28 protein-coding genes and 2 pseudogenes are annotated in these 25624 nt (G+C 61.8%); 15 read left to right on the top strand and 15 right to left on the bottom strand.

Going from position 1 to position 25624, the window contains the following annotated elements:
* Positions 1-124: 124 nt before the first annotated feature.
* Complete coding sequence (locus tag ACE4QZ_RS13600; protein WP_021785123.1) at positions 125-1597, bottom strand: hypothetical protein; 1473 nt, start codon at positions 1595-1597, stop codon at positions 125-127.
* 235 nt (positions 1598-1832) lie between these two features.
* On the opposite strand from ACE4QZ_RS13600, the gene ACE4QZ_RS13595 reads away from it, so the two are divergent.
* Positions 1833-2819 (top strand): DNA-binding protein, encoded by a 987-nt coding sequence (locus ACE4QZ_RS13595; protein ID WP_021784738.1) that lies wholly within the window; start codon positions 1833-1835, stop codon positions 2817-2819.
* A gap of 55 nt (positions 2820-2874) precedes the next feature.
* Complete coding sequence (locus ACE4QZ_RS13590; protein WP_172402784.1) at positions 2875-3039, top strand: DUF6021 family protein; 165 nt, start codon at positions 2875-2877, stop codon at positions 3037-3039.
* 92 nt (positions 3040-3131) lie between these two features.
* Here ACE4QZ_RS13590 and ACE4QZ_RS13585 read toward each other — a convergent pair whose 3' ends face one another.
* The 4 genes from ACE4QZ_RS13585 to ACE4QZ_RS13570 form a co-directional block, all read right to left on the bottom strand.
* Positions 3132-3383, bottom strand: coding sequence for a hypothetical protein (locus ACE4QZ_RS13585; protein ID WP_004374436.1), 252 nt, complete (start codon positions 3381-3383; stop codon positions 3132-3134).
* An 8-nt stretch (positions 3384-3391) separates the two neighbouring features.
* Positions 3392-3892, bottom strand: a complete 501-nt coding sequence (locus ACE4QZ_RS13580) for a DUF4142 domain-containing protein (protein ID WP_021784737.1) — start codon at positions 3890-3892, stop codon at positions 3392-3394.
* A gap of 110 nt (positions 3893-4002) precedes the next feature.
* Positions 4003-4524 carry a GNAT family N-acetyltransferase gene (locus tag ACE4QZ_RS13575; protein ID WP_021784736.1) on the bottom strand — a complete coding sequence of 174 codons (522 nt, stop codon included), beginning with the start codon at positions 4522-4524 and terminating at the stop codon, positions 4003-4005.
* A gap of 17 nt (positions 4525-4541) precedes the next feature.
* Entirely contained in the window at positions 4542-5255 is a 714-nt protein-coding gene (locus ACE4QZ_RS13570; RefSeq protein ID WP_021784735.1) for an MgtC/SapB family protein, read from the bottom strand.
* Between the two features lie 395 nt (positions 5256-5650).
* On the opposite strand from ACE4QZ_RS13570, the gene ACE4QZ_RS13565 reads away from it, so the two are divergent.
* Positions 5651-6118 (top strand): sterol desaturase family protein, encoded by a 468-nt coding sequence (locus ACE4QZ_RS13565; RefSeq protein ID WP_021784734.1) that lies wholly within the window; start codon positions 5651-5653, stop codon positions 6116-6118.
* 42 nt (positions 6119-6160) lie between these two features.
* Here ACE4QZ_RS13565 and ACE4QZ_RS13560 read toward each other — a convergent pair whose 3' ends face one another.
* Positions 6161-7054 (bottom strand): bile acid:sodium symporter family protein, encoded by an 894-nt coding sequence (locus ACE4QZ_RS13560; RefSeq protein WP_021784733.1) that lies wholly within the window; start codon positions 7052-7054, stop codon positions 6161-6163.
* 184 nt (positions 7055-7238) lie between these two features.
* Here ACE4QZ_RS13560 and ACE4QZ_RS13555 point away from each other — a divergent pair, with 184 nt between their 5' ends.
* The 10 genes and pseudogenes from ACE4QZ_RS13555 (at position 7239) to ACE4QZ_RS13510 (ending at position 14971) form a co-directional block, all read left to right on the top strand.
* Positions 7239-8102, top strand: coding sequence for a Dyp-type peroxidase (locus tag ACE4QZ_RS13555; RefSeq protein WP_021784732.1), 864 nt, complete (start codon positions 7239-7241; stop codon positions 8100-8102).
* Between the two features lie 89 nt (positions 8103-8191).
* Positions 8192-9103, top strand: coding sequence for an aldo/keto reductase (locus ACE4QZ_RS13550; protein WP_031322623.1), 912 nt, complete (start codon positions 8192-8194; stop codon positions 9101-9103).
* A gap of 4 nt (positions 9104-9107) precedes the next feature.
* On the top strand, positions 9108-10388 hold the full coding sequence (locus tag ACE4QZ_RS13545) for an NTP/NDP exchange transporter (RefSeq protein WP_021784730.1): 1281 nt from the start codon (positions 9108-9110) through the stop codon (positions 10386-10388).
* Positions 10389-10592: 204 nt separating this feature from the next.
* Positions 10593-10718: pseudogene (locus ACE4QZ_RS13540) on the top strand (general stress protein); the annotation flags it as partial.
* Positions 10719-10787: 69 nt separating this feature from the next.
* The gene (locus ACE4QZ_RS13535) at positions 10788-10985 is read left to right on the top strand and encodes a hypothetical protein (protein WP_021784729.1); all 198 of its coding nucleotides are present in this window, start codon (positions 10788-10790) and stop codon (positions 10983-10985) included.
* A gap of 18 nt (positions 10986-11003) precedes the next feature.
* Positions 11004-12335, top strand: coding sequence for an iron-containing redox enzyme family protein (locus tag ACE4QZ_RS13530; RefSeq protein WP_021784728.1), 1332 nt, complete (start codon positions 11004-11006; stop codon positions 12333-12335).
* Entirely contained in the window at positions 12335-13288 is a 954-nt protein-coding gene (locus tag ACE4QZ_RS13525; protein WP_021784727.1) for a methyltransferase, read from the top strand. Before ACE4QZ_RS13530 ends, ACE4QZ_RS13525 begins: the two co-directional genes overlap by 1 nt.
* Positions 13289-13302: 14 nt before the next feature.
* Positions 13303-13420, top strand: a pseudogene (locus ACE4QZ_RS13520) (carboxylate-amine ligase); the annotation flags it as partial.
* A gap of 56 nt (positions 13421-13476) precedes the next feature.
* The gene (locus ACE4QZ_RS13515) at positions 13477-14064 is read left to right on the top strand and encodes a nucleosidase (RefSeq protein WP_021784726.1); all 588 of its coding nucleotides are present in this window, start codon (positions 13477-13479) and stop codon (positions 14062-14064) included.
* Positions 14065-14149: 85 nt separating this feature from the next.
* Positions 14150-14971 carry a Ku protein gene (locus ACE4QZ_RS13510; protein ID WP_021784725.1) on the top strand — a complete coding sequence of 274 codons (822 nt, stop codon included), beginning with the start codon at positions 14150-14152 and terminating at the stop codon, positions 14969-14971.
* A gap of 23 nt (positions 14972-14994) precedes the next feature.
* Here ACE4QZ_RS13510 and ACE4QZ_RS13505 read toward each other — a convergent pair whose 3' ends face one another.
* Genes ACE4QZ_RS13505 through ligD form a run of 5 tightly spaced genes read right to left on the bottom strand, consistent with a single transcriptional unit; the run spans position 14995 to position 20599 of the window.
* Entirely contained in the window at positions 14995-15654 is a 660-nt protein-coding gene (locus ACE4QZ_RS13505) for a glycosyltransferase (RefSeq protein WP_021784724.1), read from the bottom strand.
* Positions 15651-16250: a class I SAM-dependent methyltransferase gene (locus tag ACE4QZ_RS13500; RefSeq protein WP_021784723.1), complete on the bottom strand. Its 600-nt coding sequence runs from the start codon at positions 16248-16250 to the stop codon at positions 15651-15653. The genes ACE4QZ_RS13505 and ACE4QZ_RS13500 overlap by 4 nt, the downstream gene beginning before the upstream one ends.
* Before the next feature lie 11 nt (positions 16251-16261).
* Complete coding sequence (locus tag ACE4QZ_RS13495) at positions 16262-17017, bottom strand: PIG-L deacetylase family protein (RefSeq protein ID WP_021784722.1); 756 nt, start codon at positions 17015-17017, stop codon at positions 16262-16264.
* The gene (locus ACE4QZ_RS13490; RefSeq protein ID WP_021784721.1) at positions 17014-18057 is read right to left on the bottom strand and encodes an acyl-CoA dehydrogenase family protein; all 1044 of its coding nucleotides are present in this window, start codon (positions 18055-18057) and stop codon (positions 17014-17016) included. Before ACE4QZ_RS13490 ends, ACE4QZ_RS13495 begins: the two co-directional genes overlap by 4 nt.
* 40 nt (positions 18058-18097) lie before the next feature.
* Positions 18098-20599 carry a DNA ligase D gene (ligD, locus tag ACE4QZ_RS13485; protein WP_021784720.1) on the bottom strand — a complete coding sequence of 834 codons (2502 nt, stop codon included), beginning with the start codon at positions 20597-20599 and terminating at the stop codon, positions 18098-18100.
* 127 nt (positions 20600-20726) lie between these two features.
* Between ligD and ACE4QZ_RS13480 the strand changes: the two genes are divergently transcribed.
* A complete protein-coding gene (locus ACE4QZ_RS13480; protein ID WP_021784719.1) occupies positions 20727-21191 on the top strand; it encodes a hypothetical protein in 465 nt (154 codons plus the stop codon).
* Positions 21188-21412, top strand: a complete 225-nt coding sequence (locus ACE4QZ_RS13475; RefSeq protein ID WP_021784718.1) for a metallothionein — start codon at positions 21188-21190, stop codon at positions 21410-21412. The genes ACE4QZ_RS13480 and ACE4QZ_RS13475 overlap by 4 nt, the downstream gene beginning before the upstream one ends.
* Before the next feature lie 108 nt (positions 21413-21520).
* Here ACE4QZ_RS13475 and ACE4QZ_RS13470 read toward each other — a convergent pair whose 3' ends face one another.
* Genes ACE4QZ_RS13470 through ACE4QZ_RS13455 form a run of 4 tightly spaced genes read right to left on the bottom strand, consistent with a single transcriptional unit; the run spans position 21521 to position 25504 of the window.
* Positions 21521-22483 carry a lysylphosphatidylglycerol synthase domain-containing protein gene (locus tag ACE4QZ_RS13470; RefSeq protein ID WP_021784717.1) on the bottom strand — a complete coding sequence of 321 codons (963 nt, stop codon included), beginning with the start codon at positions 22481-22483 and terminating at the stop codon, positions 21521-21523.
* Positions 22483-23685: a cardiolipin synthase ClsB gene (clsB, locus tag ACE4QZ_RS13465; protein WP_021784716.1), complete on the bottom strand. Its 1203-nt coding sequence runs from the start codon at positions 23683-23685 to the stop codon at positions 22483-22485. The genes ACE4QZ_RS13470 and clsB overlap by 1 nt, the downstream gene beginning before the upstream one ends.
* Positions 23682-24455 carry an endonuclease/exonuclease/phosphatase family protein gene (locus ACE4QZ_RS13460; protein WP_021784715.1) on the bottom strand — a complete coding sequence of 258 codons (774 nt, stop codon included), beginning with the start codon at positions 24453-24455 and terminating at the stop codon, positions 23682-23684. The genes clsB and ACE4QZ_RS13460 overlap by 4 nt, the downstream gene beginning before the upstream one ends.
* Entirely contained in the window at positions 24452-25504 is a 1053-nt protein-coding gene (locus ACE4QZ_RS13455) for a DUF72 domain-containing protein (protein WP_033730610.1), read from the bottom strand. Before ACE4QZ_RS13455 ends, ACE4QZ_RS13460 begins: the two co-directional genes overlap by 4 nt.
* Between the last annotated feature and the right edge of the window lie 120 nt (positions 25505-25624).

Raw genomic sequence — 25624 nt, 5'->3', positions numbered from 1 at the left:
GCGGCAAAGCGTTACCGACACAAGGTGGCGAGCCTGCAGCTTCCGTTGCCGGTCACCACTTCAGCAATGCCGGTTTCGGTGGCTGCATCGACGGAATCATCGGAGTGTGGGTATGGCGCTGATTTCAACCATTGATGAGTTGTAGCACTTTAGCGGGCTCGAGTATCGGCAGCGGCAAAACGACAGATGCCCAGTAATAATAATGATCGTCCTCAATGTCTCTCGCCAGCCAGACGGTAAAAGGGCTAGGTTGGTCAGCGGCAGGGGTGAAAACGCCACTTTTATCGATATTACCATTCCCTGTGATTCTGACCCATTGGGTATTTTCCGCACTGACTTCAATCGGTTCATCGCATTCGAAACTTGAGTAGAACAGGGTGAGTTTGACTTTTCCTGAAGAAAGGGATGCTTTAAAAAAGTGGGTCTCCCCGAACAAGGGTGTCAAGAACGTCGACGTCGCGTATTGACTGCCAACTTGCGCCTTGATTACATCGGCGACCAATGGGTATTCAGGCACGGTCGCGGACAACGCTGCGGGGACATTGGTTTTGTTGGTTACCTCAAGTATGACGGCAGGGTCAAGAGGGGCGGGCGGGTAGTAAAACCAGCTTCCGCTCTCTTGCTTCAACTCACCCAGTGCCTCGCCGACAAATGTGAATTGGCTATTGGGGGTTGCAGGCTCCAACGTGAGCGCCTGCTTTTCAGCACCCGCATACACTTCCTTCAGTAGTGGGTAGATTGACGCAGGCACTGCAGGTTCAGAGGCGCTATCTGTAGCCTCGAACGCGCTATTCAGCGCGAATTCGGCAGAATAAGCACCGCTCGCTGGATAGTAGGCGCCATTCATGAAATCTATCATTTCCTTCGGCGCGAACAATGACACAGCTGTGTCCCTGTCTCGGGGTGGGTGACCCTGCTTCAGCTCGGGGAAGGCGGTGTCCTGATAGATAATCCCAAACCCCACAGGTCCGGTTAGTCGTTCGCCGTTAACGCTCAAGGTGTCCGGGCTTGAGGGCGTCGAGGGCGCTGGAACCTGGAACAGCATGAGGGGGTCGCCGTCTGTGAACTGGCCGATGGTATCACCCAATAGTATCCCGGTGGGTGGCACGGCAGAGGGTAGTTTAATACCGCGCTCTTGTATGAGGTCGTCCACCATTTCTTTAGGGTAACCACTGCCGTTATGGTGAATTGTAGCCCCAGCGGGCAGCCTAAGCGTAAGGCTTCCTTCATTGTCGATTGTATACTTGAGTGGCGCTGACAAGGTCATCATCACGACAACGTCGGCGTCAGAATACCAAGCCTGATTGATTTCATAAATGCGCTGGGTGATGGTGCCTGAGCGTATTCTTGTGCGAAACCCCATGTACCTCAAGACGCGCTGAACGACCAGTAACAGGTCTTCGCCGAAGCGCATGAAGGCGGTGCCTAGATCGAGCGCTCCAAACTTGTAAATGCCGAAGCCGGCCTCCTCGTCATAGATGATTTTTTCGCTGAGGGTGTTGCGTTTGCGTGACGCATGGCGGTCCCAGTACTCGTTTAAATCTGGCTTGGACAATACCGTCATGATCGAGGGTTGACTCAAGTCCTTGGGGGGCATCGCGATTCACCACTGTTGTGTACTTGTAGCCGATTAACTCCCGAAAGTGGATTGCAGTAAACTGTTAGAAATGACAGTTGACCTGGGGGCATATTTGCGACCAAGGCACCAGGCGCGCACATGCAAAAAAGTGATTATGAGGCGGTAGGAATTATTTGCAGGTGCCATGCGTTATCTCCATAATTGGCATGTCATTACGTGGTACATAACATAGTACGAATTTTTAGGAGCACGCATGGCCCGGGGCGGTATCAACAAGGTGGTAGTGCAGCAAGCGCGTCAGGCGCTGATTGCCCGGGGCGAGAACCCCAGCATTGATGCCATACGTATCGAGCTGGGCAATACCGGTTCCAAGACCACGATTCACCGCTACCTGAAGGAACTGAACGGCCAGCAGCCGATGGCTTCCGAAGGGGGCGCCGCGCTCAGCGATGTGCTTAGTCGGCTGGTCGGGCAGTTGGCAACCCAGCTGCAGGACGAGGCCGATCTGAAGATCGAACAGGCCGAGAGCACCTTCACGCAACAGCGCGAGACGCTTGAGGCGCAGCTGGAAATCGCCCAGCAGGCACTGGCTGCAGCGCACCAGCAACACAAGATCGATGCAGCAGCATTGGCTGCAGAGACAGAAAAACTGTTGTCCACCCAGAGCACGCTGCAAGCCGAACAGCTGCGCAGTGCCAGCCTCAACCAGTCACTGGGTGAGTTGCAGGTGCGCCTGGCTGACAAGGACGAGCAGGTCAAATCGTTGGAAGACAAGCACCGCCATGCCCGCGACGCCCTGGAGCACTACCGCAATGCCAGCCGTGAACAGCGTGAGCAGGAACAGCGCCGCCACGAAGCGCAGTTGCAGCAGATGCAGGTGGAATTACGCCAGTTGCAGCAGGGCATGATCATCAAGCAGGACGAACTTACCCGCTTGCACCGTGACAATGAGCGGTTGCTGGGAGAGCATCGTCAGGCGGCCAGTGAATGCCGGGCGCAGGATGAGTTGCTGGAACAGCGCGATGCGCAGATCCAGGGCCTGCGCACGATCCTGGCCCAGGCACAAGGCGCCAGCGAAGAGATGCGCCGCCAGTTGGATGTGCAAGCCCAGAGTCTGGAAGCCAGACGGGACGTGTGCGCCGAGCAGGTGCGGCAGTTGCAGTGGCTCGAGGAACAGTTGAAGGCACGCGACGAGGCGTTGGCGCAGTGTCGGGCGCAATTGGGCTCGGTTGCAGATTAATCAAACTTTTCCTGGCGGGTGGTTTCTTCCTTAGACACTCACCGGAGACAACGCCATGCCTGGATCTCAACCACCACGTAAAGAGGGGCCTCACTCGACCGAGCAGGCCGATAAAAAGACAGACCTTGGTTTCGACCCCGACTCCCCGGATGTCGAAGACCCTCAAGTCGACCCGCAGGGCCCGGCCAAGCCGCCTAGAGACATTGAGAAAAAGCAGTGAACCACGGCCTTGATGACTGGCCTCATCGCCGGCAAGCCATGCGCTATCCCTCGGGGCGGGCTTGCTGGCGACAAGACCAGACCAGGTAAGTGTCAGCCCTCGGCGCGCCTGGCGGCCTCTACGCCTGCCGCCGACAGCTTGATCGGGTAGTGCACGCTGATCTGATGATCACTGCTTACCGCCACGCTACCGTCGTGAATCAGACCGGCTTCCTGCAGCGTCTTGAGCATGCCGGCCACCGCCTTTTCGCCGCGGTAGTTGTCCAGCACTTCCTTACCCAGCCCTTCGGGGTGGGCATGCAGCAGGCGGGTAAGTACTTCGGTCTTCAATGCATCGTTACTCATGAGGGGCCTCACTTGCCGTGCTTGGACTGAAGAGCCTTGGCCTGCTCCAGGTGCTGTTCGAGTTTGGGCAGCGTTTCGCTGGCAAAGGCTTTCAGCTCGGCCTTGTCGGACGAAGCAGCCTCCTTCTTGAACAGTTCCACCGCTTTTTCGTGAGCGTCGACCTGATTGTTGAGGTACGCCTTGTCGAAGGATTCATCGCGCCATTCCAGGATCATTTTCTTGACCTTGTCGGTCATTGCGGCCTCATCCGGCACGGAAATGTCCAGTTTGACGGCTATGTCGCTGAGTTTCTGGTTGGCCTGGGTGTGGTCGGTGACCATTTGCCGGGCGAATGTCTTGATCTCGGCGTTCTGGCTTTTCTCCTGAGCCAGCTTGCCAGTCACCACTTCGGCAATACCGGCCTCGGTGGCCGCTTCGACGAAATCATCGGAAGTCGCCGCCATTGCGTGTACCGATGCCAGGCCCAGCACCATGGAGAAACCAACGCGTCTGATGAAGAGACTATTCATGCTTCACTCCTTAAACCGTGGCGCGACCTCAGTGTCGCGTACGGTTGAGGGTGAAGGCGTGGCAAAGGTTTAATCTTTTTCGCTGCCGGTTTAGACCGCGCGACACTGAACTATAGGGTGAGAGGCGGCGAAACGCGCAGACGCATTGCACAACGCCCACTGTGACCGTGAGCATGCTCGCTCGCGAGGATGCTCTGGAGTCGTTCGCAAAGCCGGCTTTCCTGAAGCATCTCAAACCCGAAACGTGCATAGAACGGCGCATTCCAAGGCACATCCACAAAGGTGGTCAGTGTCAGCTCACGTACACCGGCGCAGCGCCCTGCATCGACCACTTGCTGCAGCAACTGGCGCCCGACACCTTGCCCTTGGGCCTCCTGGCGCACCGATATTTCATGAAGGTGCAATGCATGATCCGCCAGCCGGGCGCATGCAAAACCCACAATGCACCCAGCCCCGTCCTGCGCCACCCAACTACCACCTGCCTCGACGAAAGCCCTGTGCGCCGAACAGTCCATGACTTCGCCTTGCGCCAGCCAGGCCAGTGCCGGCCAACTGACAAATGCCTGGGCTGCCGAGCGCTCGACGTCCGGCAGCCACTCTATGTCCTGTTCAAGGGTAGGGCGGATAAGCATGAATCACTCCTGTCGTTCTAATCCGTCGCCAGCACCTGCGGCTTTAATTGCCAGCGCACCGAGCTTACACCTTTCTCCAGGCTGACCCTGCTGACCAGGCGCTCCAGTTGCGCCGGCGCCTGCGCGGTGCCCAACAGCTCCGCGCGCACTTCCAGGCGCGCAGGGTTGTCCAGGTCCTGGCTCTGCAACGACTGCAGGCGCAGTTGTGGGTCGCCCAGGCTATGCAACATCAGGCTACGCACCTGGATCTCATCCTCGCCGCGACAGACGATACGGACTTCGAAATGCTGTTCCACCTCGTTGGCCGGCACCACATCCTGACGGTCGAGGCGCTGGGCGATATCACGCAACAAGATGTTGGCGCAGAGCACCACCAGGCTGCCCAGTGCCGCCTCCATCATCAGCCCGAGGCTGCACAGCACGCCGACCGCAGCCGTGCACCACAAGGTGGCCGCGGTGTTCAGGCCACGTACATTGAAGCCATCGCGCATGATGACACCACCGCCGAGAAAGCCGATGCCCGACACCACATAGGCTGCGACGCGCGACGCATCGGCAGGCGCCATGCCTGGCACCGCCTGGGTCATCAATACGAACAGGCAGGCACCGGTACTGACCAGCGCATTGGTGCGCAGGCCGGTCAGGCGCTGGCGCAATTGCCGCTCGGCACCGATCAGCGCCCCCAGCACCAAGGCAATGCTGACGCGCAGCAGAAATACTTTCCAATCCATAGCAAACCTCTTCCGCAGGCATACGCCCGCATGAACGCCATCAGTTGGCGCGGTTGAAAAACCAGAAATTGCGCAGGACCACGAGGAGGGAAGGAGAAGCGGGGTTACAGGAAACCACCGTCTTGCCGGAGCGGCCAGACAGTGCAGAACACTGCCGGGCTAGCGCGCCACGCGGGCCTGTCGCAAGCGACTGGGGCTACTGTCCAAGGCAGGTCTCCTGTTGAGGAAGGCAAAATTGCGTCGCGGACCATACGCCGCGTGGCAGAGCAGGTCAAGGGCAAAAACATGACAATGGCTTCATGCGGGAACGGCCTGCAGCCGGTCACGCCCACATGGAAAAAAACCTGGGCAGCCGGTAACCTTGCGCCTCCCTTTGCCATCACCCGGACCGTTCCATGCTGTTCAATCTCGCCGTATTGTTCGGCACCCTGGTGGCCATGGAGGGCGTTGGTACGCTAGCTCACAAGTACATCATGCATGGCTGGGGCTGGTGGCTGCACCGCTCGCACCATGAGCCACACCTGGGCATGCTCGAAACCAACGACCTGTACCTGGTGGCCCTGGGGCTGATCGCCACGGCGCTGGTGGCACTGGGTAAAAGTGGGTATGCGCCTTTGCAGTGGGTGGGCGGTGGTGTGGCAGGCTATGGGGCGCTGTATGTGCTGGCCCACGACGGCTTCTTTCACCGGCATTGGCCGCGTAAGCCGCGGCCGGTCAATCGCTACCTGAAACGCTTGCACCGTGCGCACCGCTTGCATCATGCGGTGAAGGGGCGCACGGGGGGTGTGTCGTTCGGTTTTTTCTATGCGCCGCCGCTGAAGGTGTTGAAGCAGCAACTGCGCAGCAGGCGCAGCCAATCGTGACGCATCCCTGACAGGCCCGGCACCTCCGGGCATTGAGTGACGTCAGTTCACTGGTTCACCCTTGGGGTCTGCCGCCACATGCCCGCGGCTCACCCACCAGCCAAAACCGGCCGCGGTAAAGAACATGATCAAGCTGTACAACGCAGCCGGCACCGCCATGGTCGCGTTGTTCAGCAGCGAAGGGCTCAACGCCAGGGCAATCGCCAAGGTCCCGTTATGGATGCCAATCTCCATACCAATGGCAATCGCCTGACGCTTGGGAATGTTCAACAGCCGCGGCACCCAATAGCCCACCGTCAGGCTCAGCAGGTTGAACAGCAGCGCCGCCAGGCCCACCACCGGTGCGTACTCGACCACCGTCTGCCAGTCCTTGGCCAGTGCCAGGACGATGGTGAAGGCCAGGAACAGCGCAGCCACCAGCTTCATCGGCTTTTCCATGCGCGCAGCGAACGCCGGGGCAAAATGGCGAATCAGCATGCCCAGCGCCACCGGCAGCAAGACGATGGCGAACACCTGCATGACCTTGGCGAACTGCAGTGGAATAGCCTGGTCCGAGGCCATGAACCAACTCAGCGACAGGTTCACCAGCAACGGCATGGTCAGGATCGCGATCAGTGAGTTGACCGCCGTCAGGGTGATGTTCAACGCCACGTCACCGTGGGCCAGATGGCTGAACAGGTTGGCCGTGGTACCGCCCGGCGAAGCAGCCAGCAGCATCAACCCCACTGCCAGGGCAGATTCCAGGCCAAAGCCGTTGGCGATCAGGAAGCACACCAGCGGCAACAGCAGGATCTGGCACACCAGGCCCACCACCACGGGCTTTGGGTACTTCACTACACGAGCGAAGTCAGCCAGGGTCAGTGACAAACCAAGGCCAAGCATGATGATGCCCAAGGCTAGCGGGAGAAACGCAGTAAGCAGGGGCGAGGCGGTCATGAGTGGACTCTCGGGCGAAGGATCTGCAGCAGTGTAGGTCACCCTTGATTGATAGCTAATTGCAAAGGGCCAGCTCTTGGTAACCGTTTGTTACCAAGCACAGCTGCTGCCGAGGCTGCATGCCGCATTGCAGCAGGCATGCAGGCGAAGTAGCATTCCGCTTTTACCCTAGGATTAGCCTGATATGCCGTTCCAGCAAGGTCTGCTTGCCACCCCGGTGCCGGCCCACGCCCGTCACCTGTTCTTCACCCTGCAGTCGCCCGAGGCGTTGCCTGCCGCGCTGGATGCCTTGCTGCCGCAGGTCGATGGCGAACAACTGTTGCTCGGCATAGGCGCCCCCTTGGTCAAGGCTCTGGGCCGTGAAGTACCAGGCCTGCGCGCTTTCCCGCTGCTGGATGCCGCAGTGGAGAACCCCAGCACCCAACACGCCCTGTGGCTGTGGCTGCGTGGCGACGAACGTGGCGACCTGCTGCTGCGCGCCCAGGCCCTGGAGCAGGCGCTGGCACCCGCCCTGCAGTTGGCCGACAGCGTTGATGGCTTCCTGCACCGCGGTGGCCATGACCTTACCGGTTACGAAGACGGCACCGAAAACCCGGTGGACGAAGATGCCGTACAGGCGGCCATTGCCGCCGATGGTTCCAGCTTTGCCGCGTTCCAGCTGTGGAAGCACGACCTGGAATACTTCAAGTCGCTGCCCCAGGCTGACCAGGACAATATCATCGGCCGCCGCCTGAGCGACAACGAAGAGCTCGACGATGCCCCCGAGTCCGCGCACGTCAAGCGCACTGCCCAGGAAAGCTTTGAACCCGAAGCGTTCATGGTCCGTCGCTCGGTAGCCTGGGCCGACCAGCGCGGCGCCGGCCTGGCCTTCGTCGCCTTGGGCAAGAGTTTCGATGCATTCGAAGTGCAATTGCGGCGCATGAGTGGCCTGGAAGACGGCATCATCGACGGATTGTACCGCTTTAGCCGCCCGCTGACGGGTGGCTACTACTGGTGCCCGCCGATGGGCGAGACGGGGGTTGATCTGGGCCCATTGCTGCATGCCTGATCATTAAACATCCAGATACAGAAACACCCGCAGGCGAGTGACAGAGCGGCTAGCCTTGAAAGTTTCCGGTTCGTGACGGGAGATTTTCCGTGTACGCACGTCGTGATGTCCTACGCGCAGGTGCAGCTTTGGGGTTGCTGGCTGCCGCCAGCCGTTGGCTGCACGCTGCGGTGCCAGCGGGTTTGCTGGCCCGTAAAGTACCGTCCACCGGCGAAGCGTTGCCGGTGATCGGTGCCGGTACTTCCGGCAGTTTCGAGGTAGAAAGCGGCTCCCCCCAATATCTTCAGCTCAAAACCGTGCTGAAGGCGTTCTTCGAAGGCGGCGGCCGGGTGATCGACACCTCGCCCAACTACGGGGGGGCCGACAGCATTCTCGGCCAGTTGCTGGAAGAGGGCGGCTGGCACCGCCAGTGCTTCATTGCCACCAAGATCGCCGCCAATAGCCGGGCTGAAGCCCAGGCGCAGTGGGTCGGCAGCCTCAAGAGCCTGCGTACCGACAAGGTGGACTTGCTGCAGATTCACAACCTGCGTGACTGGCAGACCCAGCTGCCTTATGCCCGCGAGCTGAAGCAGCAGGGCGGGACACGTTATGTCGGCATCACCCATTACCTGAACAGCGGCCACGATGACGTCGCCCGTATCGTGCGCAGCGAGCCGCTTGACTTCATCCAGATCAACTACGCGGTCAACGCCCCCGCCGCCGCCCGTGAACTGCTGCCACTGTGTCAGGACAAGGGTGTTGCGGTACTGATCAACCGGGCCTTCGACGATGGCCGACTATTCGCCCGGGTCAAGGGCCAGGCCTTGCCGGGCTGGGCTGCCGAAGCAGGCATAGGCAGCTGGGCACAGCTATTTCTCAAGTTCGCCATCAGCCACCCGGCAGTGACCACGGTCATACCTGCTACCAGTCGGCCTGATCGCCAGCTCGATCAGCTCAAGGCGGGGCATGGGCCAATGCTCACCCAGGCGCAGCAACAGGCGCTGATCAAGCAGTTTGCCTGACACCATGCAAGCCTGGCGGCGCCTGGACCAAGCGCTGAACATCCAGCCTGGGGAGGGGCCGGCGGTAGTCGCCGGTTTGCTTGTGTTCTACCTGCTGTTCACCGGTTACTTCATGCTGCGCCCGGTCCGCGAAACCATGGGCGTTGCCGGTGGCGTGGAAAACCTGCAGTGGTTGTTCACCGGCACCTTCATTGCCACGTTGGCGTGCCTGCCGCTGTTTGGCTGGCTGGCCTCCAAGGTGCAGCGCAGGCATATCCTGCCTTGGACCTATGGTTTTTTCGTCAGCAACCTGTTGCTGTTCGCGGCACTGTTGGCCGGTAACCCTGACGATCTCTGGACCGCCCGGGCTTTCTACATCTGGCTGTCGGTGTTCAATTTGCTGACGATCTCGCTGGCCTGGAGCGTGCTCGCCGATCTGTTTTCCACCGCCCAAGGCAAGCGGCTGTTCGGCCTGCTGGCAGCCGGGGCCAGCCTGGGCGGGCTCAGTGGTCCCATGCTTGGCACCTTGCTGGTGGCGCCGCTCGGCCATGCCGGGTTGCTGGTGCTGGCGGCGCTATTGCTGCTGGGCAGTGTCGGCGCGACACTGTTTCTGCAACGTTGGCGAGCACGCCAGCCCGTGCCGATGCAAACCCGGCACCAGGACTCTCGGCCGCTGGGCGGCAACCCGTTTACCGGCGCCACCGCCGTCCTGCGCTCGCCCTATCTGCTAGGCATCGCTTTGTTCGTGGTGTTGCTGGCCAGCGTCAGCACATTCTTGTACTTCGAGCAGGCGCGTATTGTCAGCGAAACCTTCACTGACCGCACCCGGCAGACACAGGTGTTCGGCCTGATCGACACAGTTGTGCAGGCCCTGGCCATCCTTACCCAGGTCTTTGTTACCGGGCGCCTGGCCCGTCGGCTGGGGGTCGGTGTGTTGCTGGTTGCAGTGCCGCTGGTGATGGCTGCCGGTTTCTTGTGGCTGGCACTGGCCCCGGTTTTCGCCCTGTTCGTGGTGGTAATGGTGGTGCGTCGGGCGGGTGAATACGCATTGGTACGGCCGGGGCGGGAGATGCTGTTCACCGTGCTGCCCGCCGAGGACAAGTACAAAGCCAAGAACTTCATCGACACGGTGGTCTACCGTGGCGGCGATGCCCTGAGCGGCTGGGTCAAGCGTGCGCTGGACGTGTTGGGCGAGCACCCGCAATTGGCGATGCTGATCGGTGCGCTGCTTGCCGTGGGCTGGGCCGCGACAGGTGGCTGGCTGGGTCGCCGCCAGGCGCGCATGGATAGCCCGCCGCACCACTGACACGCGCGCCAAATATGGCAATGTCGCTTATTTAATGCCACCGGTCCGAACCTCTCGTAATAAAGCGAATCTGCCGATATCGCCGAACTCCGAATCTGTGTACGGCAGCTTGCCGTGCATTCCGAAGTCATATGAGGTTTGAACACCATGGCCACTAAAGACAACAGCCGCACCGGCAATCAGCAAGGGAGCCAAGGCGGCAACAAGAACCCGGGCAATTTCGCCAATGACCGTGAAAAAGCTTCCGAAGCCGGTCGCAAGGGCGGCCAGTCCTCGGGCGGCAACATGCCCCACGACCGCGAGTCGGGGCACAAGGGCGGCCGTTCGTAACTGTGTTTGTAACTGACCGAGGCGCAGTGCCGGGGCGACCTGGCACTGCAATCATCGAAGGGGGTACCCATGCGACTGACTCCACTGATCATCCTGATGGGCTCGCTGAGCTTGGTCGGCGGCTGTTTCGACCGCGACAATGACCACCCCGGCAAAGATTCCGACCCCAGCAAACCTTCGCTGCAGATGCAGCAACCTGATTCCAAGCCTGCACCGCAGCCTGCGCCCGACCCCGAGCCGATGCCGGGCCAAAAGCCGAGCCAATAAGTAGACAAGGAGCACGGCATGACGGTGATGAACCGCAACACCGCAGGCGCTGCGCAAGTGGCCATCGAATCGACCAGCCTGCGACAACGCTACCAAGCAATGCTCGCAGGCCAGGATGCTGGCAGCGCCTCATGGCTGGAGGAGCAACTGGCGGGTGCAGCGAGCATGCCGGACGACTTGCCCGACACACCGTCCGAGTTGCCGGCCTGGAGCAGGATGCACACTGCCAAGGTTGCCAAGGCCTACACCCATTACCGGGCACAACGCCGTCAAGGCATGCCACGGCGCTACTTTTCCAACCGCGCCCACGCATTGTGGTTCCTGCAACAGGTTGCGCCGACCAAGGCCGTGGACGGCGCCTGGCTGCAGGGCACCCTGTATCACTGGCGCGATCCACGTTATCACGGGCTGATTCGCACCTATCTGGAAGAGCTCGGCAACGGTGATCCACGCTGCAACCATGTGCTGATCTATCAGCGCCTGCTTGGTCGCCTGGGTTGCGTAGAGGCCATGCCCCTGGATGACACACGTTATCTGCAAGGGGTCCTGCAACTTGCCTTGGGGCGGCACTGCGACACTTACCTGCCAGAGTTGGTTGGCTACAACCTCGGTTATGAGCAGCCACCGCTGCATTTGCTGATCACTACGTACGAACTGGCCGAACTGGGCATCGACGCGCAGTATTTTCAGCTGCATGTGACCATCGACAATGCCGCCAGCGGCCACGCCCGCCTGGCAATTCAGGCGCTGAACCAGCTAAGCCCCGCGCATGATACGCAGGCGTTCTACGCCAGGGCGCGCATAGGCTACCGCCTGAATGACCGGGGTATCGCCACGCCAGACCTCATCCGCCAGTTCGACCTGCAAGGCGAATTGTTTGCAGCCCTTGAGCGCAAGCGGGTCTATGGCCAGTTGATGCATGCCGACCATTGCCGCCTGCAGCAGCGCACGATCAATCAATGGCTGGCCGAACCCGGCGCCATGCCCGCATTCGTTGCCGCATTGCAGGCTCAGGGTTGGATCCGCAGAGGGCAGCCGCCAGTAAACAGTCGCTGGTGGACGCTGATCGACGGGCCGACCGCGGCGATGTTCGGGGTGTTCAACGCCTATGAAAAACAGCTATGGCATGACTGGATCGCCGACGATTGGCAGCCGTCCATCCGCCGCGTGTCCCCTGGCAGTTGGGGGCTGCCCGAGGTGCCTGAAGATATACCCAAGGACGCTTTGAATGTGCCCCCCAAGGCCTTGATCCAGAGGATGGCCGGCAACCACCACGCCACGCCGGACGGCTTGTGTGCCACGCGCGCCTACATGCGCGTAACCGGGCTGCGCCAGGAGGAACCACGTTGATGATGCTCGCTCACAGGCAAATCGAGGCAGACCAGGCGTTGCTACAACTGGGACAGCGCCTGCGCGCCGATGGATACCGCTTTACCTGCGTGACACCCGCCACTCACGCGCGCGTCAATGCCCGCGAGGGCTGCGTGCAGGCCAGCACCCTGCGCGATATATTCGGCTGGAGCCGACCTTTCGAGCCAGGTTTGCTGTCGGCAGATCAGTTACTGTTGCTCGAACGTGCGCAGGCGTTGGTTGCACAGGGTGAACGGCTGATCAGCACGGTACGCTGGTCCAGCCTGGATGAATTACTGTTGCTGCATTCGGCGTATCCAACCGACGCCAGCGATGCCGTGTTCTTCGGCCCGGACAGTTACCGCTTTGCCCAGGTCATTCGCGATCACCTCCAGCACTGCACCGAGCGGGTCGAGCATGCAGTGGATATCGGTTGTGGTAGCGGGGTGGGCGCCTTGCTGATTGCCCGCGCCGCCCAGCACGCGCGGGTCAGCGCCGTTGACATCAACCCTCTGGCGCTGCGCTATACGGCAATCAATGCAGCCTTGGCGGGTGTGAGTAACCTTTCGGTCGAGCCCAGCGACTTGCTGGACGGTATCAGCGGTACGTTCGACCTGATCGTTGCCAACCCGCCCTACATGCTTGACCCCAACGCCCGCATCTACCGTCACGGTGGCGGCGCGCTAGGCGTCGACCTGTCACTGCGTATCGTGGAGCAGGCTCGCGAACGGCTGAGCCGCCACGGTACATTGCTGCTGTACACCGGCGTGGCCATTGTCGAAGGCCGCGACGCCCTGCTCGAAGCCATCCGCCTGCGCCTGGCCGGTCCGGACTGGGCTTGGGTGTATCGGGAAATCGACCCCGACGTATTTGGCGAGCAACTGGCTGAGCCAGGCTACGAACAGGTCGAGCGCATCGCCGCCGTGGCGCTCACCGTTACCCGCAGCCGCTGAGGCAGCATGATACGGCCCTGCACGTGCTGCGTCATGGTACCCATGCCGCTCTGCCTGGCACAGGCCAGGGCAGACGGGCTTGGCAAAGGGCAGGCGTTAAGCGCCGTGGTGGCTGCCGGGACTTGCATTTAGCCCGGGTTGACCGACAATGGCCGCGCCCTTTGCAGCCACTCGGAAACACCTGCTCCATGATGCTGATCAAGCGATTCCCCGACATTTCCCTGGATGACACGCTGTTCGTCTTTGCCCTCGAGGCCGAGGCTGGCGATGTCTTTACCGAGGTGAACACCGTGTTCACCGGCATTGGCAAGGTCAATGCCGCTATCGCCCTGACCAAGGCGATTGCAACGCGCAGGCCCAGACTTATCGTCAACCTGGGCTCGGCTGGCAGCCAGCGTCATGGCAAGGGCGAAGTCGTGTGCTGTAACCGCTTCGTACAACGCGACATGGATGTGACCGCGCTGGGCTTTGCCCGCTATGAAACGCCCTTGTCCGATACCCCGGTGGTACTCGAGCACGGGGCGATAATTCCCGGCCTGGCGGTGGAAACCTGTGGAAGCGGTGACAGCTTCGAAATCAACCATGGCGACGCGCCTTACGACGTGGTCGACATGGAAGCCTACGTGCTGGCATTGATCGCGCGTGACGAAGGTATTCCGTTCGTGTGCCTGAAATACATTTCCGATGATGCGGGCAGCGAAGCCGCGGGGGATTGGGCGGTACAGGTGCACCTGGCGGCCGAAGCGTTCAAGCGGGTGCTGTTCAGCCAGGCGTAACGGTTGCCGCAGGGCAGGGCAGCTAAACCTTTGTCGCCGGGCGCAGTCACTTCTGGTATCAGCAGGCAACCCTGGGAGCACCCTCATGGCTCGGGCAATCTGGAAAGGCGCCATCAGTTTTGGCCTTGTGCACATCCCCGTGGCACTCAATACCGCCGTGCGCACCGAGCGTGTGGATTTCGACTGGCTGGACAAGCGCAGCATGGAGCCGGTCGGCTACAAGCGGGTGAACAAGGTGACCGGCAAGGAAATCGACAAGGACAATATCGTCAAGGGCGTAGAGTTCGAGAAGGGCCGCTACGTGGTGATCAGTGAGGAGGAGATCCGTAAGGCCCGGCCCGAAGCGACCCAGACCATCGATATCTTTTCCTTTGTAGAAGCGGGCGACATTCCGCTGCAGCATTTCGATACGCCGTACTACCTGACACCGGACCGCCGTGGCGGCAAGGTGTATGCCTTGCTGCGCGAGACGCTGGAAAAGACCGGCAAGGTGGCCCTGGCCACCGTGGTATTGCATACCCGGCAGCACCTGGCGCTGCTGCGGCCCCTGGACGATGCGCTGGTGATGATCACCTTGCGCTGGCCTGAGGAGGTGCGAGGGCTGGAAACGCTGGAGCTGGACTCCAGCGTCACCGACAGTAAGGTGGAGAAGCGCGAGCTGGAGATGGCCAAGCGCCTGGTAGAGGACATGAGCGGGCCCTGGAAGCCTGAGGATTATCATGACGCCTTCCGCCAGACGATCATGGACCTGGTGGAAGAGAAAGCCAGCAAGGGCAAGATCGAGGCGGTGGAGAAGGGCGACGCAGGTGGGGCCGAGAAAGGTGCGGACATCCTCGACCTTACCGAACTGCTCAAGCGCAGCCTGGGTGGCAAGAAACCGGTGAAAAAAGCGCGCAAAGCTTCATGAACACTGCCGAAATCCCAGTGATTTCAGGACTGCGCCTGTAACCCGGCTAAATAATCCCCAAACCCCTCGCGGGCGCGGCTATCGCGCCGGCTGCTGGTGGCCACACTATGCCTGGCGGTCCAGACGATCTGGGCACCGCTGGCCTGCAGGTCGCTGACCAGTTGCACATCTTCATGCGCCGCCAGGGGCTGGAAGCCACCTACACGCTCATAAGCATCGGTACATACCCCCAGATTCGCGCCGTGCACATGCCGATGCCCTTCACACGCCTGGTAGCGGCTCTGGTACAGCTTGCGCAGCGCGGCGGTCTGCCAGGGTTGCCAGTAATCGACATGCACGGTGCCGCAAACCACCTCGGCGCTACAGGCCAGCTGCGACAGCAGCCAGTGCGCAGGGACTTGGCTGTCCGCATCGGTGCACGCCAGCCACGTGGCGCCACGCTCGACCATGTGCGCCGCCCCAACACGACGTGCCATGCCGACATTACCGGCATCCACCTCCAGCGTGTGTACGCCGAAACGCCGCGCCACGGCGGCGCTGCCGTCGCTGCAGCGGTCCAGCACCACCAGCACTTCCACGCGCAGTCCCGCTTGCTGCATCTGCCGGGCAGCCACCAGCACCGCCCGCAGGCATCGCCCAAGGCGGCGGGCTTCGTTATGCGCAGGGATGACAACGGCGATCATGGGCACGTCTCATCGAGATCGACAACGCTTGGCTGGCATGACCAGCACTCCAGCAAAAAGTCCGCCTCCTCATGCCGGAACTGCTGATGCAACGGCAAATGCCGGGTCAACATACGGTGCACCTCGCGACCATCCTGCGGGCAACCCGCGATAGGGTGCTTCCAGTGGCAGGCCAGTAGCGTGCCGTCGTAGCCAAGGCTGGCCACCGACTGTTCGATCACCTGCAGCCAGTCGGTGGGATCAAGGTAATAGCCGACCTCGCTGAGCACGATCAGGTCAAAGCGGCCGCCCGGCCAGTCCCCTGGTAGCCGGGCCCGCTCGACCGTAGCATTGTGCAGGTGCGCCAGGCGTTCCCGGGCCAGGCCTACGGCCGTCGGGTCCAGGTCCTGGCATAGCAGGTCAGCGCAGCGCTCGGCCAGCAGCGCACTGAGCTCGCCATTCGCGCAGGCTGGCTCGAACACACGCTGATAGCACTGCCGTGGCAAGCTGGCCATCACCAGCTCGCGTTTGCGCTTCTCATACCAGCGGGTGCGAAAGGCCCAAGGATCTTCATTGGTGGCGTATAGCTCGGCAAAATACTGAGGATCGAGGCTCATGACAGCTCCATTCAAAGGAACACCAGTTCGAAAGGTTGCAGAAGGCAATCCAACAGGTGCGGCGGTAGCACCGGCGGCTGCTCGCCGTCCGGCTGCAGCTGGCTGACGTGAGCGGCCAAGGCTTTGCGCTTGCGTGCCAAATGGCTTTCATCGAGCTGCAGACGGTGCGCACGGGGCCATGGCAGGCGCGGGTCGTCAGGCTCAGCCCAGTGCCAGGCCCAGACCGGTACCTCAGCCAATTGCACCCCACGGGCTGCAGCCGCCTGCGCAGCGGCGCGGCCTACGGCCTCGTGATCGCAATGGCCGTCACTGCGCCAGGTGGCCATCAGCAGATCATTGGGGCGAAGTAACTGCGTGAGGTGACTGGCCAGAAACGCTTCTTCGCGCGGCAACTGGCCGTCCTTCAGATGGAGCCTGCGCCAGTCCAGGCGCTCAAGGTCAAGGTCGAGCTGTTGCAGGGCCTGTCGGCTTTCCTGAGGGCGTTGGCGGCGCAAGCGATGCTCGGTCCAATGGCTGGAGCCGGGGTGGCTGCCTTCGCCGTCGGTGGCGGAGATCAGCACCAGCTCATCCTCGCGCCCTTTGAAGCCTGCCAGCAGGCCGCCGGCCATGAGAATTTCGTCATCCGGATGCGGCGCAATCAATACCAGCCGGCGCCCCGGCGGGCACAGTTGGCGTGCGTCGAGCCAGGTTGCACGCGCCAGGTGCGCGCTATGCTGCCAGGCTGTCCAGGGCGTGCCACCGGCGGACTGGATCAGGTTCTGGTTCATAGCTGCCATACCCCCGCTGGCAAGTGGACCAACTGCTGGCCCAGCATCGCCAGATCGCGCTCGGCATGGCTCTGGCGAAGGAACACCGGCAGGTCGGCGCTCAGCCGGGCAAAATGACTGCTGCGACAGAACGGCGTGGCCCCCAAGGCACGACCGACGTGGCTGATAACCTGCTCTACGGCCTGTTCTACCTGGGCGCGGGTGCGGCGAACTTCGAAACTGGCATCCACGCCGGGCTGTTGATCGATCCAGGCAGCACATTCACGCAGTGATGCACGGGCGCCATGCAACGCAGCGTCCACAGCCCCCAGATGCGCATCGGCATGCGGGTCTGGGCGGGGTTTGCGGCAATGCTCACGCAGGTAATCCGCCAGCGCCTCGGCCGCGCCGTACCAGCAAGCGGCGATACCCGCACCGCCTTGCCAGAAACCAGGACGCGAGAGGTATTGGCCTGGCGTGCCAATGAGCGTGCCTGGAGTATCGTTGAAAGCCACCTCGACACTGGCGGTGGTGGCCATGCCAACGGCCTGCCAGTGTTCGATGTTCAGCCCCTGGCTTGGCTGTGACAGCTCGATTGCCACCAATTGCGGCTGCTCGGCCTCATCCCAGGCGGTAATCAGCGCGCGATCGATCTGCAAGGCACCTGAACACCAGGCTTTGGTGCCGTTCAGGCGCACCTGGTCGCCTTCACGCGCAGTGATGTGGACCCGTGCATCGGGCGGCTCTGCCGCCCACACGCCCCAAATGCCGTCGTTGGCGTGGTGCGCTGCGCCACATTCCGCCAGGATCGCCAAGGCATCGGTATGGCCCTCATAGAGCTTGGCCAGCGCCAGGTCGCAACCGGCCACCCGTGCCAAGGTCTGCCAGCGACGCAAGGTGTTGCCTTGCCCCGGCAGCGGCAGCAGGTCGAGGTGATCAGCTTGCAGCGCCTGGATCAGTTGCGGCAATTGGGTATCCAGATTGAGCGGTAACTGGCGTTCGCCAAAGGTGCGTAGAAGGCGGTCAAGGGTGGTCAGGTTGAAGTCCTGAACGATGCTCATGGTCGGGCCTCCCGGGTCGTGTCCAATCGCTTGGGCGTCATCATTCGAGCCCTAGCTGCTTGCGCATGCGCGCGGTGATCGACTGGCGTACCTTGCCCATGTCGGCCCAAGGGTCGTCGACCTCCGCCAGGCGCGCGCGCAGGTTGTTGATGTTCCATTGGTTGGCGGCTTTGATGTGCGCCAGCTCATCACGCCAGATAGGCACCGATACAGGCAGCCCCTCACGGGCACGCAGTGAGTAGGCGCACGCCGTGGTGGCGCCCTTGCCATTGCGCAGGTAGTCGATGAAGATGCGTCCCACGCGATTTTTCGGCCCCGACACCGCGCTCAGGCGCTCCGGAAACAGCTTGGCCAGGTAACCGACGATGGCGTGGCTGAAGTCTTTGACCTCGTCCCAGCCGGCTCGCCGGGTCAAGGGGACAACGACGTGAATACCCTTGCCACCACTGGTTTTCAGGAACACCTTCAGGCCCAGTTCGTCTAGCAGGGTGAGGGTCAGTTGGGTCGCCTCCACCATCGCCTTCCAGGGCAGCGCGGGGTCAGGGTCCAGATCGAGCACGAAACGGTCCGGTTTGTCGAAATTCTTGTCCGTGGCGTTCCAGGTGTGCAGTTCCAGCATGTTCATCTGCACCGCGCCCAGCAGCGTGTCCGGGCGATTGATGACCATCGCCGCCTGGCCTGCCTCGTCCTTTTCGTAGCTGAGTACGTTGGGTATATGCAGCTGGCCCGCGTTTTTCTGGAAGAACAGCTCTCCGCCCAAGCCGTCCGGGGCGCGCACCAATGCCACCGGGCGGTGCTTGAGCTGGGGCAGGATCCACTGGCTGATGCCGGCGTAATACTCGGCAACCTCGCGCTTGGTCGCCCCAGTTGAAGGATCGATGACCCGGTCGGGGTGGGTCAGCCGCAGTTCACCCAAGTTTTCAGGCGCCTTGGCCTGCTTGTTGCGGTTGGATACAGTCTTGGCGGGCATGGCGCGCTCCAGGTCAATGGCGGTTGCTGCCTTGTCATCGCGCAGGCCGTGGAATACCGAATGGCGCACGATGCCGTCACGGGTCATTTGGGCATAGGCAACTTCGGCCAACAGCTGCGGCCGCAGCCAGTGCACACCACGCGCCTGGGCACCGGCGGGCGGCGAGGGCAGGGCTGGCTTGGCGATTTCCAGGGGCTTGAGCCGCGCGTGGATGCTGGCCAGTGTCGTGGAATTGAAGCCGGTGCCTACCTTCCCGGCATAGCGCAGCTCGCCACTGTCATTGTCGTGCAGGGCCAGCAGCAGGGCCCCAAAGCCGCTCCGGCTGCCTTTGGGGTCGGTGTAACCGACGATCACGAATTCCTGGCGTTGCTTGCACTTGAGCTTGATCCAGTCCGGGCTGCGGCGGCCGCTGTAAACACTGTCAGCACGCTTGCCGATCAGGCCTTCCAGCTTCAGCCGGCAGGCACTTTCGAGCAGTGACTCGACAGGTTCGTCGAAGTCGGCGGAATACTTGATGACGTCGGAATGGTTGTGCTCAAGCAGTTGGCGCAATGTATCGCGGCGATTTTGTAGCGTTAGCTGCCGCAGGTCCTGACCGCCCAGAAATGGCAGGTCGAACAGGTAATAGGTGATGTGTTCGTCGTGCTCGGTATCGAAGGCGTTCTGCAACGCCTGGAAGTCAGCCATGCCATTCTCATCAGCCACCACCATTTCACCGTCGAGCCAGGCCGAGTCGATACCGAGCGCGCGCAGGGCGGCAACCTGCCGGGGCATCTTGCTGCTCCAGTCATGGCCGTTGCGGGTGAACAGGCGGATGTCCTGGCCCTTGATGCGGGCCAGGATACGGTAGCCATCGAACTTGACTTCGTAGCGCCAGTCGCCGCTGGGTGGAGAATCCACTAGCGTGGCCAGCTGCGGCTGCAACTGCGCTGGCAACGGTGCAGTCTGAGCTTTGCCGGGGCGTTTACGACTACTGCGCGGTGTAGCGGCTTTTTTTGCAGCGGGTTTGCGTGGCACCAGCGTGCGCTCGCTGAGCACGCTGTCGGGCAGGGCCTCGACAATGCTGTACTCCGCTTCGCTGCGCGCCTGGGCATCGTGTGACTTGACCAGCATCCATTGCTCTTTCTTGCCGGCCAACTGGGTGCGGAATAGGTTCCACACGCCGCCAAGCTTCTCACCTTGCAGGCGGAAACGCAGCTTGCCTTTGGCGTAGGCTTCATGCGCATCGCCTTCAGGCTCCCAAATGCCACGGTCCCAGACGATCACATCGCCTGCACCATAGTGGCCTTCAGGGATATGCCCCTCGAAATCGGCGTAGTCCAACGGGTGGTCCTCCACATGCACTGCAAGGCGACGCACCTTGGGGTCCAGCGATGGGCCTTTGGGGATCGCCCAGCTTTTCAAGGTGCCATCGAGTTCCAGGCGGAAGTCGTAGTGCAAGTGGCTGGCGTCGTGTTTCTGGATGCAGAACTGCAGCGCATGAGCCCGCTTGCCCCGGATGCGTTTGCCGCTGGGCTCGGGTGTGGCGTTGAAGTTGCGCTTGCGCGTGTATTCCTGCAGGGGCTTGGCCATGGCGGGCTCCGGGCAGATCACAGTCTCTAAGGTGGGAGGCGTCGGCCGAGGCGGTAGTTCAAAAAACTCTGAATCTTCCGTGAGCTGGCGCAGTCGACCGAATGAAGCCAACTGATGGAGAACGCACATGGCCCGACCCGATGAACCTAAGCCGTACACACCCACCGAAATCGATGACACCGAAGACCGCATGGGCAGCGTGCATGAGCTGGATTTCGATGAACGCCTGGATGAGCGTGAAGGGCGTGTGGGCGACGAACGACCGGCCGCCGAAGTCGCCCGTGAGTTTCCCCCCCGACGCGTGGCGCAGAGTGGCATGACCGGCGGCGAGGCGCTGAGTGACAGCCTGCATGAGGACAATGTCACCTACGACGATTTGAGCCCGGACACGCTGCTGGACGAAACCGGTGCCCGCGATCCCCACGAGCCGGGCGGCAGAGGCGGCCCGACAGACCAACGCCTGCGGCAGGTGGATGCCGATGAGATTGGTGGCGGCATTGGCCTGGACGAGGCCGAACTGGCCCGATCCGCGCCGCTGGATGGGGTGCCCTGGACCGATGATGTGATTGACGACGAGGAGAGCAAGCCATGAACGATCAACGCTGCGCGTGCACGCACTGTTCCTGCACGGTGGATGCCAATGCCTTGGAGCGCGACGGCAAGGCATATTGCTGCGAGGCCTGCGCCACCGGCCACCGCAATGGTGAGCCATGCCGGATGCAGGACTGCCATTGTGGTGACAAGCCGGGCGAGAGCGCGGTGGACAATGCGCTGGATGAAACCTTCCCGGCGAGTGATCCGATCTCGCCCTGAAGCCGATAGGCGGACTGCCCTTCCAGGCGATCGCCCATCAGGGGACAAGGTGCTCTGGCACCGGCTTTGCCGGTGCCACGCAACGCGTCACATTTGCCCCAGGGCACATCAGGTCTGAGAGGTCTGAGCAGGCTTGTCGCGCCGGCGCATGGCCTTGGCGCGCTTTTCCAGGATCAGGTAGGTCACCACCGCCAACAGCAGCGGAATCAGGTAGTACAGCGTGCGGTAGCCGAGCAGGGCAGCCACCAGCGTGCCTTGGGCCATCTGCCCGTGCAGCAAGGCCAGAAACACCGCTTCCAGCACACCCAGCCCCGCCGGAATATGCGCCACCACGCCAGCGACGCAGCTGATCAGCAATATGCCCAGAATCGACGGGTAGAACGCTTCGCCCGGCAGCAACCAGAAGATCAGCAGCGCCATCAGTGCCCAGTTGCTGGCACCCAACGCCACCTGGCACAGCGCCAGTCGCAGCGAGGGCAGCGTCACTTCGTGATCGCGCCAGCTCCAGGTGCGCTTCTTGGCAACACCACAGGCCAGCAGGTAGCCGCCCGCAATTGCCAGCAACAGCAGCCCGATCAGGCGCAGGCCTGTAGTGCCTACCGCCCAGTTGCCGGGCATCTCGACCAGGCCCAGGGCAAATACGGTGCCGGCCAGCAGCATATAGCCCATCCAGTTGGTCAACAGCCCCAAGGTGAGGATTCGCGTAATGGTCGCGGTATCCAGGCCCAGTCGGCCATAGAGCCGGTAGCGCAAGGCGACCCCGCCTACCCAGGTTGTGAAGTTGAGGTTGAAGGCATAGCACACGAACGCGACTGGCAATACCTGTCGGGCAGGTAGTGTATGGCCGGTGTAAGCCCGGGCCAGCAGGTCGTAACTGGCGAACGCGAGATAGCTGCACAACGCGATCGCCAAGCCGATGGCCAGGGTGCCAGGTTTGTAGGCCAGCAAAGACTGGCGTACTTCATTCCAGTCCAGATTACGCGCCAGCAGGTACAACAGCACAGGGATCAGGATCAGGAACGCAAGCGTAAACAAGCGTTTGCCCCAGGTTTGCCAGCTTTTGCGCGCCATCAGGAGTTGCCCTCGTGCAGTTTGCCCTGGGGTTCGACCTCCGGCTGCACCGAGCGCAAACGCTGCCGGTGCGCAGGGAACCAGCCCGCAATGCGCGGGAAGTGGCGGATCACGTGGAAGCACGCGAAGATCAACGGTGCCCGCCACCAGTAGCCGCGAATCATGCGCTCCAAGGTGACCGGTTTGCATTGCTCGCTGGCCAGAGCCTGCAAATGCTGGTGCAGTTGCTGGTTGAAGGCCCGATCACGAATGAACAGGTTGGCCTCCAGGTTGAACGACAGGCTCAGAGGATCGAGGTTGCTGGAGCCAACGGTGACCCATTGGTCGTCCACCAGTGCCACCTTGCCGTGCAACGGCCGCTGGCAGTACTCATGAATCATCACGCCGTCGCGCAGCAGGTAGTTGTACAGCAGGCGCGACAATGCCCGTACCCAGCGCATGTCAGGCTGGCCCTGCAAGATCAAGTGAACCTCCACGCCACGCCGGGCCGCGTTACGCAACTCACGCATCAACCGATAGCCTGGAAAGAAGTACGCATTGGCGACCACGATGCGTTGCCTGGCCTTGCGAAAAGCCTGAAGGTAGTGCGCTTCTATATCGTTACTGCGCATCCCGTTGTCGCGCTCGATCAGCACAGCGTCGCTACCCCCGGCAGGCTCGGTAACCGGGCGTACAGCACTGGGGGGCTGCAGCACGGGGGACATCAGGCGCTTGCTGGAGGCATGTACCTGCGCGACCACCGGGCCGGTGACCTCCACGGCATAGTCCTGCTTGGCCATGGCACCAAAGTCGCCCAAATGGTCGGCGCTGTAGTTGATACCGCCGATGAAGGCCCGCTCACCATCGACCACCACGATCTTGCGGTGCAAACGGCGGAACAGGTTGGTGCGCATGCCCAATAACCGGGGTTGTGGATCGAACGCGTGAAAGCTTACGCCCGCGTCGGTCATCGCTGAAATGAAGGCCGCCGGCAGGTCGGCTGTGCCGTAACCGTCCGCGGCCACTTCCACGCGCACCCCGCGTCGGGCAGCGTCGATCAACACCTGCTGCAATTGCTGACCCACCTTGTCGTCGAAGATGATGAAGGTTTCCAGCAGTATTTCTTCCCGCGCCTTGGCCATGGCCTCGAATACGCGGGGGTAGTACTGTTCGCCGTTGATGAGCAACTGCACGCTGTTGCCTTCTACCCAAGGTCGGTTCACAAGTTGATCTCCGCAGCCAGTGGTACGTGGTCGGACAGATGCGACCACGGGTATTTGGACAGCACCTGAGCAGCGCCCGGTATGGCGTTACGCACGTAGATGCGGTCCAGGCGCAACAACGGCAGGCGCGCCGGGAAACTGCGCGCCGGGGTGCCGAAGGCCTCTGTCAGGTGTTCGCTCAGCACCGCGTCCGCCTTCAGCCGCCAGTCGTTGAAATCGCCGGCGATGATGACCGGTGCTTTGGGCGGCAGGCTGGCCAGCAGGTCCAGCATCAGCTTTACCTGGCTCTGCCGGTGGGCCTCCCGCAGGCCCAGGTGTACGCATACCGCATGCACCTCGTCATGGCCCGGCACCTCCAGCTGGCAATGCAGCAGGCCACGCTGTTCATTGCCCTGCACCGAGACATCCAGGTTGTCGAAGCGGCTGATGGGGAATTTTGACAGCAGCGCGTTGCCGTGATCGCCATGGGGATACACGGCATTGCGGCCATAGGCGAACTGCGGCCACATGCTGTCGGCCAGAAACTCGTATTGCGGCGTTTCTGGCCAGGCAGGGTGGCGCAGGGCATGCTGCTTATGACTGCCGTGCACCTCTTGCAAAAACACCAGGTCGGCGCCGGTGGCCCTTACGGCCTCGCGCAACTCGGGCAAGATGAAGCGCCGGTTGAAGAAGGTGAACCCTTTGTGCACGTTCAGCGTCAACACATTGAGCCGGCGTACAGCGGTTACCTTGTCGATGATGCAGCGTGGGGTGGGCAGGGGCTTGTTCACAAGGCCACCTCCGGCACCATGCCAGGCTCGGTCATCAGCTCATGATCCAACGACAGCTTTTGCAGCAAGCGCCTGGCGTCGTATGGCGCGTGAGCCTTCTGGTCGTTGTCGAAGTAGCAGTATACATCCCGTGCCGCACGCCGAGGCGGCGGCCCCGGCACGACCAGGTGGGCATCGTCCGCCTGGGTACCTTCGCTCCATTGCTGGATACGCTGCTTCCAGCGCCGCAGCGCGCGTGCGGTATATCCGCTGCTGTACAACTCCACATCCCCGTGCAGGCGGATGTAGACGAAGTCGGCGGTCAAATCTTCGACACAGGGCCACTTGCCGGCGCTGTCGGCAACTACCAGTGCCATGCGATGCTTGCGTAACAGCTTGATAAAGGCTTCGCAGAGAAAACTCTCGTGGCGGATTTCCACGGCGTGACGCAAGCGTGCATTGCCCTTGATGGCAAGGCTGCCATTGCCCTTGAGGCGTTCGGCGCAGCCTTGGGCGCGTTCACGGGCCGCTTTGCGGGTGTGAGGCAGCAGCTCGAAAAACCGGGCAAAACGGTCTTCATCGAACTTCATGCTGGGAGGGAACTGCCACAGGAATGGCCCGAGCTTTTCGCCCAACAGCAGCGGCCCGGAGGCAAAAAAGTTGGCTACTGGCTCTTCGATGTCCTTCAGCCGCCGCACATGGGTGATATAGCGCGGCCCCTTGACCGCGAACACGAAGCCGTCCGGTGTTTGTTCACGCCAGCCCAGATAGCGCTCGGGCGTTTGCAGGCTGTAGAACGAGCCATTGATCTCGATGCTGTTCACCGCCCGTGAAGCGAATGCCAGTTCATCGTCCTGCTTCAGGCCTTTGGGGTAGAAATCCTTGCGCCAGGGGCCATAGCGCCACCCGGAGATACCGATGCGAATATCGCTCACGCTGCCGTCCTCACTGCCGGTTCCTTGTTCGGTCGCTCTGAAAGTGCGACCGGCAAGGGCCGGCAAGGGTTCACAACGCTTGACCAACGGAACTGCTGACGCCGAGTTGAACTTTGCGGCAACTGGCGTCTCCACCGCATACCCGCTTCATGGCAGGGTGCCAGGACCAAGTTCGACCGTTTCGCCTTCTGGCAAATGGCCGGGCAGGGTGACGATGTGCAGAAGAACAAGCAATGACCTGCCACCCCTGGAGGC

This window comes from Pseudomonas sp. DCA-1, from assembly GCF_046523955.1.
GTDB lineage: Bacteria > Pseudomonadota > Gammaproteobacteria > Pseudomonadales > Pseudomonadaceae > Aquipseudomonas > Aquipseudomonas putida_Y.
This window is presented reverse-complemented; position numbering and strand designations above follow the sequence as displayed.